We start from the raw sequence: 15,209 nt of genomic DNA, 5'->3' as shown, positions 1-15,209 counted from the left end.
TAACCAAATAGAAAGGGGAAACATCTGAAATTATGGGCTCTTAGCCCTGTGTATCACTTATCCTGATACTTTTTGGTTCTGCGAGTTGGCTGAGCATTGGCAGGGTCATCTGGCCAAACATGTTTGGGATAGCGCCCTTTCATCTCTTTTTGCACCTCGCGGTATGCCCCCTGCCAGAAAGCGGCCAAATCACCAGTAATCTGTAGTGGTCGATGGGCCGGGGAAAGCAATTCAAGTACCACCGCGACCCGCCCACCCGCTAACATCGGGCTATGCTGTTCACCAAAAACCTCTTGCAAACGCACCGCCAGCACCGGTGGTCGGTCGACATAATAACGGATTGGCAGGCGGCTACCTGTCGGCACAGTGTAATGAGTTGGTAGCTCAGTATCCAGCCGTTGACGTAACTGCCAGCTTAACAAGCGAGTAAGTGCTTCCGAGATATTCACTTGCCGTAATCGGCGCAAATCCCGCACTCCGGACAATGACGGCAGTAGCCATAGTTCAAGCTGGCCCAGTAAACTGTCGTCATCGACAGCTGGCCAAGGCTCTTCAGACAACCAGAGGTTAGCGCAATGTAGCCGGGTGCGGAACTGTTCAGCATTCTCATCCCAATTAAGCACTTGCAATCCTTGCTCACGTACCCAGTTCAATAAAGCTGATTGCAATGCCTCATCACTCGGTTTTGCCAACGGTTGTGCTCGTAGGGTCAAGCGCCCGATTTGCCAGCGCCGCCAGGCACGCAATGTGCCCTTTTCTTCATCCCACTCCACTGCTGTCCGTTCTTCAACCAGACGGGGCAATTGCTTCGCCAATTGTTCAACATCAATGGGCAGCGCCAGTAAAATGCGCGCATCCGGCCCGCTGTTGCTTTGTAATAAGCTGGCAGCCACCAACCAGGGAGTGCGTGACAGCGCCTCGTCTTGCGCCATTACAGCCCCCATGCCATTAGCCAATAGATAGCGGCTATCTTGTCCTCGAGCACTCGCAATGCGATCCGGATAGGCCAGCGCCAATAATTGACCGGCAAGATCGCTATCGACGGCTCCAACACGAGCATTAATTCTTTGTGTCAGTTGCCTTGCCCGCCGCTGCCAATGGGGCTGTGGGCAGCTAAGCCAGTGGTGAAGATTAATCTGACCGGAGCGAGGAGGCTCCTCCAGAATGGCGGCCAGCAGTGCCGCAGTTGCCAGCGCATCCGGGCTTTGTCCGGCAGCAAAACAGAGCATAGCGGCCAAACGCGGTTCACACCCCAAGTTCGCCATTGCACGCCCGGAGCCAGTTAGTTGACCATTGGCATCGATAGCCCCCAACTGCTGCAATAAATCACTGGCGACGGACAGTGCTGCCAGTGGCGGTTGATCAAGCCAGCTGAGCTGGTTTGCATCCTGACATCCCCAGTTCAACAACTCCAGCCACAGACTGCATAAATCACTGTTAACAATTTCCGGCTCGCTGTATTGCGCCGCTCGCTCGGCCTGCTCTTTAGCAAATAGATGCCAGCAGATACCCGGCTCTAGCCGCCCGGCACGCCCGGCGCGCTGTACCATTGAGGCCTGGCTTATCCGCTGTGTCACCAAGCGGGTCAGACCATTTTTGACATCAAAGCGCGCCACCCGTTCCAAACCACTATCAACAACCAACCGGATCCCTTCGATGGTCAGACTGGTTTCAGCAATATTGGTCGCCAGCACCACTTTGCGCCGCCCTGCCGGGGCCGGTTGAATCGCTTTTTGCTGTTCACTGAGCGGTAAAGCGCCGTACAGTGGGCAAAGGTCGGTATCACTGGCAACCTCACCATCCAGCCGCTCGATGACTCGATGAATTTCCCCGACGCCGGGTAAAAATAGCAGCAAAGAGCCAGTTTGCTCGTTCAATAAGCGCTTAACCCGGTTAGCGACTCCATCTTCTAGCCGCTCATGGCTAGACAGCGGCTGATAGCTACGTTCCACAGGAAAACTGCGCCCAGCGGAAACAATGGCCGGTGCCGAGGGCAATAGCGCAGACAGACGCTGATTATCCAACGTCGCGGACATGATCAGCAGCTTGAGGTCATCACGAAGCCCCTGCTGCACATCCAGCAACAGCGCCAGCGCTAGATCGGCCTGCAAACTGCGCTCATGAAACTCATCGAGAATAACCAAAGAGACTCCCGTAAGCTCCGCATCTTGCTGCAGCATGCGTGTCAAAATACCTTCAGTGACCACTTCCAGACGTGTATTCGGCCCGCTTTTGCTTTCGGCTCGCATGCGATAGCCCACGGTCTGACCCGGTTGCTCACCCAGTTGTTGCGCCAACCGGTATGCTACATTTTTTGCCGCCAGCCGCCGCGGTTCCAGCATGATAATGCGGCCATCAATAAACTCACTGCATTGCAGGATTTGCAGCGGTAACCACGTCGATTTCCCAGCCCCAGTGGGAGCATGGAGCAAAACTTGCGGTGAGGTGCGCAATGCAGACAATATCTCGCTGAGCACTTCACCTACTGGTAAAGCGACCATCTGCGCATCACTTTCTCTCTGACTCACCACCACATTCTTCTCCATTCCCTCTACTTTTATCATCAGCCATTGTAACATCATGGCCGTATAGCGTATTTAGCCGAGTGATTATTCCAACCTGATGATTAATGTTGTTGATAAAGCAATCGTGAGCAAAACCATGCCGAAGACAGCGAGTCCTCGTCGCCTGTTCTTTGCTCTGACACTGCCGAAAACCATGCAGCGGCGCATTGTACAGTGGCGAGCTGATAACTTCCCGCCAGAGGCTGGCCATCCTATTGCTGCGGCCAATCTTCATCTGACGCTGGCGTTCCTCGGGGAGGTCAGTGCCGCCAAAGCTCAAGTATTGCAGCAACAAGCCGGGCGCATCAGTCAGCCAGGTTTTGACGTAACACTGGATGATATCGGCCATTGGCCCAGTTCCGGTGTGGTCTGGCTGGGGTGCAAAAATCCGCCACGCGGCCTGTTGCAGTTGGCTCAGTTACTGCGCTCTCAAGCGGCCCGCAGCGGCTGTTACCAATCACCGCTACCCTTTCATCCCCATGTAAGCTTGTTACGTGGCGCTACCCGCCCGGTCGCGATACCGGCCAAAACCGCAAACGAAAGCTTCCGTGCAAGCCATTTTTCATTATATGAATCGGTATTCGTGCGCGGGCGTACCCGTTATAACATCGTGCAAAGCTGGCCACTGGTTAGCAGCGAAAGGACATTAGATGGCAGCTAACCCACAGTCATTTTCTCATCCCCAATTACTGTCGTTTAATCCCCGGTTACAACCGGCCACACTTATCCTGCGGTATAAACGCTTTTTAGCTGATATTGTGACGCCCGCCGGAGAAACATTAACTATTCATTGCGCTAATACTGGAGCGATGACCGGTTGTGCAACTCCAGGAGATACGGTCTGGTATTCGACCTCGGATAACCCGAAACGTAAGTATCCTCATAGTTGGGAATTAACACAGACCCAAACCGGTGATTGGATATGCGTAAATACCTTACGTGCCAATGAGTTAGTCAGTTCTGCGATAGATAATAACCACATAGTTGAATTATCTGGTTACACTTCTGTCAAAAGAGAGATTAAGTATGGGGACGAGAACAGCCGTATAGACTTGTTATTGCAGGCAGAAAATAGGTCTAACTGCTATATTGAAGTCAAGTCGGTTACCTTATTACAGCAACAGTGTGGGTATTTCCCGGATGCCGTCACCCTGCGGGGTCAGAAACATCTCAGGGAGTTACAAAGCATGGTTGCCAGCGGTCACCGGGCGGTACTTTTTTTTGCCGTATTGCATACGGGCATCAAGCAAGTCGCTGCGGCCCGACACATTGACAATCGCTATGCAGAATTGCTGGCCCAGGCTCAGCAAGCAGGAGTGGAGGTGATTTGCTACGGTTTTCAACTATCGCCTGACGGTATCGCGCTGGATGCTCGTTTACCGTTATTACTGGACGAAAAGCTCAATCCATAATGCTTAATAAAGAAGCAACTATTGGGTAAAGCCGCTCGCCAAATACGCCTTCCTTCACACCATTGTCAAGCAGGCGACAGGAATAATTGCCAACCTACCTTCCTTCTGTTATTTATAGCGGCCTGATTTTTCCCCGCATTGGGGATTTCGATAGTGCGTATGAATGTAGGAGAAGCATCATGCAAGAAGGGCAAAAACGTAAAACCTCGTCCTTGAGCATTCTCGCCATCGCTGGGGTGGAACCGTACCAAGAGAAGCCAGGCGAAGAGTATATGAATGCCGCCCAGCTGTCGCATTTCAAGCTGATTCTTGAAGCATGGCGCAACCAGCTCAGGGATGAAGTGGATCGTACTGTATCGCACATGCAAGACGAAGCTGCTAATTTCCCCGATCCGGTAGACCGTGCCGCGCAGGAAGAAGAGTTTAGTCTTGAACTTCGTAACCGCGACCGTGAGCGTAAGCTGATTAAAAAGATCGAGAAGACACTGAAAAAAGTTGAAGATGACGATTTCGGTTTCTGCGAGTCTTGTGGCGTCGAGATTGGTATTCGCCGTCTGGAAGCGCGACCAACAGCAGATTTGTGCATTGACTGTAAAACCTTAGCCGAAATCCGCGAAAAGCAGATGGCAGGCTAATACAGCAATAATACGGTGCCAGAGTGATTTCTGGTGCCGTATTTATCACGTTGAACCTCCCTTTCCTTATATGCCTGAAGCTATCAATACTCAGCGATTTATTACCCAACAAGCAGCTCTGAAGCCAACCCACTATGTCGGGCGTTTTGCGCCATCACCGTCCGGGGATTTGCATTTCGGTTCGCTGATTGCCGCACTCGGAAGTTACCTGCAAGCCCGCGCTCAAGGTGGGAGCTGGTTGGTTCGCATTGAAGATATTGACCCTCCTCGTGAAATCCCCGGTGCCGCCGCCCGTATTTTAACCACACTCGAGCACTATGGCTTGCAGTGGGATGGTCCTGTTATTTACCAATCTCGGCGTCATGAAGCCTATCGCGCAGCCTTAGAGTGGCTGAAACAACAAGGGCTGAGCTATTACTGCACCTGTACCCGCAGCCGTATTCAACAAATTGGTGGGTTATATGACGGTTATTGCCGTGAACGTCATTTACCTGCTGATGGCGCGGCTATCCGTTTACGACAGACTCAACCGGTTTATTCCTTTTATGATAAATTACTGGGTGAGTTGCATGCCGTGCCAGCGCTGGCAGAAGAAGATTTTATTATTCGTAGGCGCGATGGCCTGTTTGCCTATAATCTGGCGGTGGTAGTCGATGATGCCTTTCAAGGCGTAACCGAGATTGTGCGTGGAGCCGATTTGATTGAGCCAACAGTGCGCCAGATAGCCCTCTACCAGCTATTACAGCAACCAGCACCCGGTTATTTACATCTACCGCTGGCGCTGAACCCTGATGGTAATAAGTTATCTAAGCAAAACCATGCGCCACCGCTGCCAAAGGGCGATCCGCGACCAATTTTGATCGATGCACTGAAGTTTTTGCGTCAACCTCTGCCAGAATGCTGGCAAGATCTTGATTTGCCGTTATTATTACGTTTTGCAGTCGAAAATTGGACATTGGCAGCAATTCCGCTTCAGGGGGCGATAGCCGCCACTGAAAACACAACGGCATTCTCAAAGGAAGCACGGTGAGCTATGATTAGCCGCTGTTTTTCTGTTGTTTTGTTAAATATTGCCACTATCGAGGTGTACCATTTTTACCCGAGTAGCCAATTTCTGCCGTAAGGTACTGATTCGCGATGATAAATCCGCTCGCGATGGTAAAGCTGTCCGTGATGAGACGGCCCGTGATAGTAGTGCCCGTAAAGATAAAGTGCCCGGTGAAGATAACGTGGCCCGCAAAGAGAGAAGGTCTGCCAGAACAAATACTGGCCGCAAAAATCAGGCGGGGCCTGCTTCGGAACTGAGTCCGATGACAATTATTCCACGAGATCAGCACAATATTTCCCGTAGAGACATCAGCGATAATGCGCTGAAGGTTCTCTATCGCCTGAATAAATCAGGTTATGAAGCCTATCTGGTCGGTGGTGGCGTCCGTGACCTGTTACTGGGCAAAAAGCCGAAAGATTTCGATATCACTACCAGTGCCACACCAGAACAAGTGCGCAAGTTATTCCGTAACTGCCGTCTGGTAGGCCGCCGTTTCCGTCTGGCTCATGTGATGTTTGGTCCGGAAATCATTGAAGTTGCCACTTTCCGTGGTCATCATGAACAACAGCAAGCGGAAGATAGCGATAAAAACTCTTCCCAGCAGGCACAAAATGGCATGCTGCTGCGTGACAATATTTTCGGCACCATTGAAGATGATGCCCAGCGCCGCGACTTCACCATTAATAGCCTCTACTATGGCATTTCTGATTTTGCACTGCGTGACTACACTGGCGGCTTGCGCGATCTGAAAGAAGGGATCATCCGCCTGATTGGCGATCCTGAAACCCGCTATCGTGAAGATCCGGTGCGGATGCTGCGTGCTGTACGTTTTGCCGCTAAATTGGACATGTCTATTAGCGCGGAAACCGCCGAACCGATCCCGCGTTTGGCGTCACTGCTGCACGAGATCCCACCGGCTCGTCTGTTCGAAGAATCGCTCAAACTCTTGCAGTCTGGTTATGGCTATAAAACTTACTTAAAACTGTGTGAATATCAGCTTTTCCAACCATTGTTCCCGCTGATTGCCCGTAATTTTACCGAGCATCACGATTCGCCAATGGAACGTATTCTGGTTCAGGTTTTGAAAAATACTGACCATCGTTTGCATAATGATAAGCGCGTCAATCCGGCATTCTTATTTGCCGCTATGCTTTGGTATCCGCTCATTGAACATGCACAGAAACTGACGCAAGAAAGTGGCCTGGCCTATTACGATGCTTTCGCGCTGGCAATGAATGATGTACTTGATGAAGAGTGCCGTTCACTGGCCATTCCAAAACGGATTACTTCACTGGTGCGCGATATCTGGCTACTGCAATTGCGGTTGTCACGCCGTCAGGGCAAACGAGCACATAAGCTGATGGAACATCCAAAATTCCGCGCGGCCTATGACTTGCTAGCACTGCGTGCCGAAGTGGAAAATAACCATGAGTTACAGCGTTTAGCGCAGTGGTGGGGAGAGTTCCAGGAAGCTACGCCATTACAGCAAAAGAATATGTTAAACACGTTAGGTGCGGATCCGGCGCCGCGTCGCTCTCGTCCTCGCCGCCCACGTAAGCCTGCAGCACCACGTAAAGAAGGGGCATAATTTATATCATGATCCGGGTCTATATCGCGTTGGGCAGTAATCAGTCCATGCCACTGCAACAGGTTAAAGCAGCACTGGAAGCGCTGGAGCATCTACCACGCACCCGGTTAGTGGCGTGTTCACCGTTTTACCGCACCAAACCCTTAGGCCCGCAAGACCAGCCAGACTTCCTCAATGCTGTGGTAGCCTTGGATACATCACTTCCACCAGAGCAGTTGTTGGACTGCACCCAAGCCATTGAGCGCAATCAAGGTCGGGTGAGAAAAGAGCAGCGCTGGGGGCCACGGACACTGGATCTGGATATTATGCTGTATGGCGATCAGGTGATAACCACAGATCGCCTAACTGTGCCGCACTATGGTCTAAAAGAGCGTGAGTTTATGCTCTATCCACTGGTAGATATTGCGCCTGACCTGATTTTCCCTGATGGCGAATTATTATCAGAGCGCCTTAAACTCGTAGACAAAAATGGTCTGGTGCCTTGGTAACTGATGTCTGCCAGCACCAACCTGCATCCCTATCTAATATCACCTTTATCTTTAATTCTTTATTCTATGCTGCATTCTTAGCTATCAGCCGAGGATAAGCCCTCTATCTATATGATTAAATGCATAAAATAGCACCACTCGCCGTTGTGCTACGGTTACAGTAGAATGACGTTATTAAACTGACGACTTCAGGAGAAAGAGTGATGAAAGCCACCACCATGAGCCACTTACGTCAATGGAAACAAGAGAAACGTAAGTTCGCCACACTCACGGCCTATGATGCCAGCTTTGCTCAGTTATTTGCTGAGCAGGGCATTGGGGTTCTGCTGGTGGGTGATTCGCTCGGAATGACACTACAAGGCTTCGATTCTACCCTACCAGTGACCACCGCGGATGTAGCTTATCATACCCGCGCAGTGCGTCGTGGTGCGCCTCATTGCCTGTTATTGGCGGATATGCCCTTCATGAGTTATGCCACACCAGAGCAAACATTCACTAACGCGGCAGAATTAATGCGAGCTGGGGCCAATATGGTCAAACTGGAAGGCGGCAGTTGGTTGTGCGACACCATCCGTATGCTGGCAGAGCGCGCAGTTCCTGTCTGTGGGCACTTAGGGTTAACACCGCAATCGGTCAATATTTTCGGCGGCTATAAAGTGCAAGGCCGGGAAGAAGTCGCGGCGAACAAACTGCTGAAAGATGCTCAGGCGCTGGAAAATGCAGGGGCGCAACTGCTCGTTCTGGAATGCGTACCGGTAGAATTGGCCCAGCGAGTCACTGAAGCACTGACTATTCCGGTGATTGGTATTGGCGCAGGCAATGTTACTGATGGGCAAATTCTGGTTATGCATGATGCGCTAGGTATTACTGGCGGTCATACACCTAAATTTAGCAAAAACTTCCTGGCACAAAGTGCCGGTGATATTCGCACCGCTATTCAGCTTTATATTCAAGAAGTTGAGAGCAGCGTCTATCCAGCTGAAGAACATACATTCCAGTAAATTTTTACTGCTTAAATATGGCTATTACACCCTAGAGACTTCGTGGTGCAGGAAGGCGGCAAGCAAGAAAATCCCGATGAGCTTACATCAGTAAGTGATTCGGGTGAATGAGTGCAGCCAACACACCTGCAACTTGAAAGATGACGGGTATACCGGAGAAAAGGATGCTAATTATCGAAACCTTGCCATTGTTGCGCCAGCAAATCCATCGCTGGCGTCATGAAGGCAAGCGAGTTGCACTGGTGCCAACCATGGGCAACCTGCACCAAGGGCATATGACTTTGGTCGAAGATGCCAAAATGCGTGCCGATGTTGTGGTCGTGAGTATTTTTGTCAATCCACTGCAATTTGAACGCCCGGATGATTTAGCCCGCTACCCGCGCACTTTGCAAGAAGATTGCGAGAAGCTGACCCGCCACGGCGTTGACTTAGTGTTCGCTCCGGCGGCGGCCGATGTTTACCCGGCAGGATTGGAAGCCCAGACCTATGTTGACGTCCCCGCTCTATCTACTATTTTGGAAGGTGCCAGCCGCCCCGGCCATTTCCGTGGCGTCTCGACAATCGTCAGTAAGTTGTTCAATCTGGTTCAACCAAATGTGGCCTGTTTTGGCGAAAAAGATTATCAGCAACTGGCATTAATCCGCAAAATGGTGGCGGATATGGGCTATGACATCAATGTTATTGGCGTCCCCATTGTGCGGGCAAAAGATGGCCTGGCGCTAAGCTCTCGCAATGGTTATCTGACGACTGAAGAGCGGAAAATTGCACCACGGCTCTATAAAATAATGCAGGCATTAGCCGAGAAGCTAACCGCGGGTGAACGGCATATTGATGATTTACTGGCCGATACCGCAGAGCAGTTACGCCAGGCTGGCTTTACACCTGATGAGCTTTTTATTCGCGATGCTCAAACGTTGTTACCGTTGACTGCCAAGAGTGAGCAAGCGGTTATTCTCATGGCCGCCTGGTTGGGTAAAGCACGACTGATTGATAACCAACAAGTTGATTTGTGTAGCTGATTATCTGGCCCGACACAGGCATCGGCCTAGGGCCAATACAATAAAGTCAGTCATAGACAAGTGATATAAAATCAGCAAAACTGGGTGCTTCTCCCTAAATCAGTCGGTGAGGGGATGGGTTGCCAGACTTATTCTGGGCAATAACTGGGGTCAAAGGTAAGAGTTATGATACGCACTATGTTGCAAGGCAAACTGCATCGGGTCAAAGTCACTCAAGCTGATTTGCACTATGAAGGTTCCTGCGCTATTGACCAGGATTTTTTGGAAGCTGCAGGTATTCTAGAATACGAAGCTATTGATATTTATAACGTTGATAATGGTCAGCGTTTTTCAACTTACGCGATTGCCGCCGAGCGCGGTTCACGGATTATCTCTGTGAATGGTGCCGCAGCACGTTGTGCCTGCGTCGGCGATAAACTGATCATCTGCTCTTATGTTCAGATGTCTGATACTGATGCCCGCCTGCACCACCCAAAAGTGGCGTATTTTGAAGGTGAAAATCAGTTGCAGCGTAAAGCGAAGGCCGTGCCGGTTCAAGTCGCCTAATCGCAAGTCATGCTTGAAATTACACCATAAAAAAGGCGCTTAATTAAAGCGCCTTTTTTCATACCCTAAAACCACGCAACAGCTAATCAGACTCCATCACCGCCGGTGCTGCTGGGGCTGGAACCTGACCTGGCTCATTAGCAATGCGCTCGGCCATGGTCGGGATTGAATCTGTACGCAGAATATAAAGCCGCTTAAGAGTAAACGGATTATCACCCGGCTTTACCTTACCCCGTACCGTCGTGACCGCTAAATGGAAGCCTGCATTTTTTGCAGCATCAATAGCGATCTGATTAAAGCCGCCAAAGGGGTAAGACAGAAAAATCACATGCGGATTAAACTGAGATAATGCCCGGCGCGAATGCTCAAAATCAAAAACAATATTATGATAAGAACGGCTCAATAAAATGGGGTTACGTTTATTATCTGTGCGATGTAAAAAATGGGTATGAGACTGAATATCAAATACATCCTGGATCTCTTTTAATTCAGAAATACTCATAAACTGCAATGAGTCAGGATTCCATTTCTGTGGATGACGTTTAATACGCGAAGAAATAATAAATGCCGTTGCCCGGAAGCCCTTTTCTTTTAATATCGGATACGCGTAACGATTGACCGATTTAAGGCCATCATCGAATGTCAATACCACCACTTTCGCTGGCAGATTAATTTTATTATTGAGATAACCTTCAAGCTGATAGAGAGAAATCGTGTCGTAGCCCGTCTCTTTGAGATAGGTCATTTGGTTACTAAACGCCGCATCCGAAGTCGTCGTTGATGTGTTCAGAAAACGTTTATTTTCTTCATTTCTCAACATATGGTGATAAGTCAGGATAGGAATGCCGTTATCTATTTCGGCATCCGCGCTACTGATATATCCCAAACTATCGCCAATATTAACCTGATACCAAGTATTACTTAATCGGTCTTTCAGTTTACCAACTATCGGGTAGCGCAAGTTCTCAACCAATGTAGCAAATTGCTCACTGTCTACATCTGCAGCAAGATAAACCGGCGTTTCACGCTTGATAATGATATTTTGGTTCGGTAAAGGCTTATTTAGATCCCCCAATATGTCATTGTTTTTTCTTTCTTTCTTGATATCACGCAGATCATCTTTATCAATAAAACCAATGCCGTTACCAAATTTAAATTCATAGTATTCCGCAGCCGCAGGTAGAACTTGAAGAATCTGGTCTTCTTGAATCTCACCGACCGGAATGACCTTATCGCCAACCAATGAATATATTTCGCTATCACGGTCTGCAATCATATATTTAGGGGTAAGTGCTGCTTCATCTGGCAGAAGGTCTGCATGCGTTGCCGGTATCATTACCGACATGACAACACCGAGTAGCATCCCAATAGCTATTCTGTTTTTATGCCACATTATCGTTCTACTTATGCGCATTCGGCGCTGAATTGAAAAGGAGAAAATCGGGTGCGCCAGCATAGCACGAGACTATTAGACTTGAGAAAGCTGATATTAGACGAGGACATTATTTATTACGATTAAATTCCAGCATTAACAACAATTAACTAACTAATAATTTACTATCCCGACCAATAACACGGGTAATTGACGTTGCAGCATGGCCCATCTGCAACGTCAATTACCAAAAAAACTAGGTACGTAAACCGCGCCCGCGCTCGATCAAATACCACGCCCAAGCATAAAATACCGCGATAAATACCACTAACACGCCAATGGTAAATACCAGTGGCACATCAGTAATGCCAAGGAAGCCGTAACGGAAGCCACTAATCATGTACACGATAGGGTTAAGTTTTGAGACCGCCTGCCAAAAAGGTGGCAGTAAGGCTAACGAGTAAAACACCCCGCCCAGATACGTCAACGGTGTCAGCACAAAAGTGGGCACCAAACTGATGTCATCAAAGGTTTTGGCAAAAACAGCATTCAATAACCCTCCAAGGGAGAAGAGAATCGCCGTCAACATTAATGTCAGTGCAATCATTGACCAAGAGTGAACATGCAGTGGCACAAAGAACAGTGAAATAATGGTAACCAGAATACCGACACAGAGCCCACGCGCCACGCCACCACCAACATAACCGATAATCACAATGTGGGTGGGCACTGGAGCCACTAGCAGCTCTTCAATACTGCGCTGGAATTTTGCCCCGAAGAAAGATGCCGCAACGTTGGCATATGAGTTCGTTATCACCGCCATCATAATCAGGCCGGGAACAATAAACTGCATATAATTAAAACCGCCCATATCACCAATTCGCGACCCAATCAGGTTACCGAAAATGACGAAATAGAGCGACATGGTAATCACTGGCGGTACCAGCGTTTGAATCCAGATACGGGCAAAACGCGTAATTTCTTTGATCCAGATACTCTGTAATGCTACCCAATACAGGCGGCTCATGCTTTTTCTCCCCCGTTACTATTAACCAAGGTGACAAATAGCTCTTCCAGACGGTTGGCCTTGTTGCGCATACTCTGTACCTGAATTCCCTGAGCATTTAATTGACTGAATAAACCATTCAGGCCCTGCTCGCGCTTTACATCGACTTCCAGTGTTGAGGTATCCGTCAGGCGATAGCTATACCCTTCCAGCTTCGGCAGCGGGCTTTTAATACCCAAGTCAAAGATGAAGGTTTCTGACTCTAGCTTGCCAAGCAACTGTTTCATAGTGGTATTTTCCACCAACTCACCATTTTGGATAATACCAATGTTACGGCACAGCATTTCTGCCTCTTCCAGATAGTGGGTGGTCAGAATAATCGTCGTTCCCTGCGCGTTCAGCTCTTTTAAGAACCCCCACATAGAGCGACGTAGTTCAATATCAACCCCAGCGGTTGGCTCATCCAGAATCAGTAACTTAGGTTCATGCATCAGCGCGCGAGCTATCATTAAGCGGCGTTTCATCCCGCCGGATAAACGGATGGCGCGCTCATTACGTTTGCTCCACAAATCTAACTGGCTGAGATATTTCTCTGCTCGTTGTATCGCTTCACGCCGCGTAACACCGTAATACCCAGCTTGGGTAATCACAATCTGCAACACCGTTTCAAACGGGTTGAAGTTAAATTCTTGTGGCACTAATCCGAGCTGGCGCTTGGCGTTGACGATATCTTGATCGATGTCGTAACCAAAAACCTTCACCTTGCCAGAGGTTTTATTCACCAATGAACTGATAATGCCAATGGTGGTGGATTTCCCCGCCCCATTAGGCCCGAGCAAAGCATAAAAATCGCCTGCCTCTACGTGCAGATCAATACCACGCAGTGCCTGAACGCCACCGGCATAGGTTTTGGTCAGCTGCGTTATTTCCAGTGCATATGTCATAAGTAAAAAACAACCTTATTCTATGAGTTTCCCAGTGGTTACAGCATACCCATATCTGGCTTAACCCACCCTTTTCAGAGCAAGTTACGAGGGCAGAAGAGAGTCTGGGTCGATACCGAGAAGATGTTACGCAGACAACATTGCGCTACCAAAGGAACAACTGTTCCGATTTCAAAATCGTCATCCTTGCCGTATATTACCCTATCGCAATCCGTTCATTACAGGCTATTTACATTTATGAAAGAAATAGAAAAGCTCATCGCGAACAACCGGACTTGGTCAAATGCTATCAGTAAAGATGACCCCGGTTTTTTTGAGCACCTGGCGCTAGCACAGAAACCTCGCTTCCTGTGGATAGGCTGTTCAGATAGCCGCGTCCCGGCAGAAGAGCTGACGGGCCTGAAAGCCGGTGAATTATTTGTTCACCGTAACGTTGCCAATCTGGTTATCCATACGGATCTAAACTGCCTGTCCGTGGTTCAATACGCCATCGATGTTCTACAGGTTGAGCATATCATTATCTGTGGTCACCTCGGTTGCGGCGGTGTTGAAGCGGCAACCAAGAAAGACCTCGAATTAGGGCTGATTGATAACTGGCTACTGCATATCCGTGATCTTTGGTTTAAACACAGCTCACTACTAGGCCGGCTGCCCGCTGAAGAACGTAGCAATATGTTATGTAAACTCAACGTCGTGGAGCAAGTGTATAACTTGGGTCATTCAACTATTGTCCGCTCCGCTTGGAAACGTGGGCAGAAAGCCATGATTCACGGCTGGGTCTATGGTATTGAAGACGGCCTACTGACGGATTTGGAAGTCTCCGCTACCAGCATGGAAGCACTTGAACAGGTGTATCGCAAAGCCATGGCTGAGTTATTGCCTAAAGACCCTAAAGAAGACTAAGCTAATCGCTATGGGAGGGTACGTTAAAACGCGCCCTCTCCCAGTGAATATCACCGATAAATCAAAATCTTAAAGTACCAGCGCGCAGTAGCCGAGCCCAAATTACTCATCCAACATCACAACTTTACCAACATAAGGTAAATGTCTATAACGCTGCGCGTAATCGATACCATAGCCCACTACAAACTCATCAGGAATGGCGAAACCAACCCACTCTACTGGCACCTGTACTTCACGGCGCTCTGGTTTATCCAACAGTGTGCAAATAGCCAATGACTTCGGCCCACGCAGTTGCAAAATTTCACGAACTTTACTTAATGTATTACCCGAATCGATTATATCTTCGACGATAAGCACATCTTTACCACGGATATCTTCATCCAGATCTTTGAGGATTTTGACATCACGGGTGGTGCTCATGCCATTGCCATAACTGGAGGCCGTCATAAAATCAACTTCATGCGAAACATCAATAGCGCGGCATAAGTCAGCCATAAACATAAATGAACCACGGAGCAACCCGACCAACACCATTTCACTGCCACTCTCGCGGTAATGTTCAGATATTTGGCGGCCTAATTCGGCAATTCGGATTTTGACTTCCTGCTCGGAAATCATGACTTCTACAGTGTGTTTCATAGGTATTAACGTCGCTTTTTTACGTTGGTTGCCGGAAGAAAGCC

Annotated in this window: 15 protein-coding genes; 10 read left to right on the top strand and 5 right to left on the bottom strand. The window is 49.0% G+C overall.

Translation table 11 applies throughout. The annotated features are described in order from the left end of the window. Positions 1 to 53: 53 nt before the first annotated feature. Entirely contained in the window at positions 54 to 2,579 is a 2,526-nt protein-coding gene (hrpB, locus tag DJ58_RS05180) for an ATP-dependent helicase HrpB (RefSeq protein WP_004706247.1), read from the bottom strand. A 43-nt stretch (positions 2,580 to 2,622) separates the two neighbouring features. On the opposite strand from hrpB, the gene thpR reads away from it, so the two are divergent. The 9 genes from thpR (at position 2,623) to panD (ending at position 10,301) form a co-directional block, all read left to right on the top strand. Beyond that, complete coding sequence (gene thpR, locus DJ58_RS05185; RefSeq protein WP_004706246.1) at positions 2,623 to 3,225, top strand: RNA 2',3'-cyclic phosphodiesterase; 603 nt, start codon at positions 2,623 to 2,625, stop codon at positions 3,223 to 3,225. Then, positions 3,215 to 3,976 (top strand): DNA/RNA nuclease SfsA, encoded by a 762-nt coding sequence (gene sfsA, locus DJ58_RS05190; RefSeq protein ID WP_032909988.1) that lies wholly within the window; start codon positions 3,215 to 3,217, stop codon positions 3,974 to 3,976. Before thpR ends, sfsA begins: the two co-directional genes overlap by 11 nt. A 179-nt stretch (positions 3,977 to 4,155) precedes the next feature. Next, complete coding sequence (gene dksA / locus DJ58_RS05195; RefSeq protein ID WP_002209354.1) at positions 4,156 to 4,611, top strand: RNA polymerase-binding protein DksA; 456 nt, start codon at positions 4,156 to 4,158, stop codon at positions 4,609 to 4,611. Positions 4,612 to 4,681: 70 nt separating this feature from the next. Then, the gene (gene gluQRS / locus DJ58_RS05200; RefSeq protein ID WP_004706244.1) at positions 4,682 to 5,641 is read left to right on the top strand and encodes a tRNA glutamyl-Q(34) synthetase GluQRS; all 960 of its coding nucleotides are present in this window, start codon (positions 4,682 to 4,684) and stop codon (positions 5,639 to 5,641) included. Positions 5,642 to 5,702: 61 nt separating this feature from the next. Beyond that, positions 5,703 to 7,247 (top strand): polynucleotide adenylyltransferase PcnB, encoded by a 1,545-nt coding sequence (gene pcnB / locus DJ58_RS05205; protein ID WP_071985005.1) that lies wholly within the window; start codon positions 5,703 to 5,705, stop codon positions 7,245 to 7,247. Between the two features lie 8 nt (positions 7,248 to 7,255). After that, positions 7,256 to 7,735, top strand: a complete 480-nt coding sequence (gene folK, locus DJ58_RS05210; RefSeq protein ID WP_004706242.1) for a 2-amino-4-hydroxy-6-hydroxymethyldihydropteridine diphosphokinase — start codon at positions 7,256 to 7,258, stop codon at positions 7,733 to 7,735. Positions 7,736 to 7,938: 203 nt separating this feature from the next. Next, complete coding sequence (panB, locus tag DJ58_RS05215; protein WP_032909984.1) at positions 7,939 to 8,736, top strand: 3-methyl-2-oxobutanoate hydroxymethyltransferase; 798 nt, start codon at positions 7,939 to 7,941, stop codon at positions 8,734 to 8,736. A gap of 164 nt (positions 8,737 to 8,900) precedes the next feature. Then, positions 8,901 to 9,755 carry a pantoate--beta-alanine ligase gene (gene panC / locus DJ58_RS05220; RefSeq protein WP_004706240.1) on the top strand — a complete coding sequence of 285 codons (855 nt, stop codon included), beginning with the start codon at positions 8,901 to 8,903 and terminating at the stop codon, positions 9,753 to 9,755. Between the two features lie 165 nt (positions 9,756 to 9,920). After that, entirely contained in the window at positions 9,921 to 10,301 is a 381-nt protein-coding gene (gene panD / locus DJ58_RS05225) for an aspartate 1-decarboxylase (protein ID WP_032909982.1), read from the top strand. Between the two features lie 82 nt (positions 10,302 to 10,383). Here the strand turns inward: panD and DJ58_RS05230 are convergent, their stop codons facing one another. From DJ58_RS05230 to DJ58_RS05240, 3 genes are all read right to left on the bottom strand, one after another. Beyond that, complete coding sequence (locus tag DJ58_RS05230; protein WP_004706238.1) at positions 10,384 to 11,694, bottom strand: polysaccharide deacetylase family protein; 1,311 nt, start codon at positions 11,692 to 11,694, stop codon at positions 10,384 to 10,386. 235 nt (positions 11,695 to 11,929) lie between these two features. Further along, the gene (locus DJ58_RS05235) at positions 11,930 to 12,700 is read right to left on the bottom strand and encodes an ABC transporter permease (protein ID WP_032909978.1); all 771 of its coding nucleotides are present in this window, start codon (positions 12,698 to 12,700) and stop codon (positions 11,930 to 11,932) included. Then, positions 12,697 to 13,623 (bottom strand): ABC transporter ATP-binding protein, encoded by a 927-nt coding sequence (locus tag DJ58_RS05240; RefSeq protein ID WP_004706236.1) that lies wholly within the window; start codon positions 13,621 to 13,623, stop codon positions 12,697 to 12,699. The genes DJ58_RS05235 and DJ58_RS05240 overlap by 4 nt, the downstream gene beginning before the upstream one ends. A gap of 237 nt (positions 13,624 to 13,860) precedes the next feature. Between DJ58_RS05240 and can the strand changes: the two genes are divergently transcribed. Further along, a complete protein-coding gene (gene can / locus DJ58_RS05245; protein WP_004706235.1) occupies positions 13,861 to 14,526 on the top strand; it encodes a carbonate dehydratase in 666 nt (221 codons plus the stop codon). A 102-nt stretch (positions 14,527 to 14,628) separates the two neighbouring features. On the opposite strand, the gene hpt is transcribed toward can, so the two are convergent. Beyond that, positions 14,629 to 15,165, bottom strand: a complete 537-nt coding sequence (hpt, locus tag DJ58_RS05250; protein WP_004706234.1) for a hypoxanthine phosphoribosyltransferase — start codon at positions 15,163 to 15,165, stop codon at positions 14,629 to 14,631. Positions 15,166 to 15,209 lie beyond the last annotated feature (44 nt).

The organism is Yersinia frederiksenii ATCC 33641 (assembly GCF_000754805.1).
In the GTDB taxonomy this organism is placed as follows: Bacteria; Pseudomonadota; Gammaproteobacteria; order Enterobacterales; family Enterobacteriaceae; genus Yersinia; species Yersinia frederiksenii.
The sequence above is the reverse complement of the archived record's forward strand: the minus strand, read 5'-3'. Positions and strand labels throughout refer to the sequence as shown.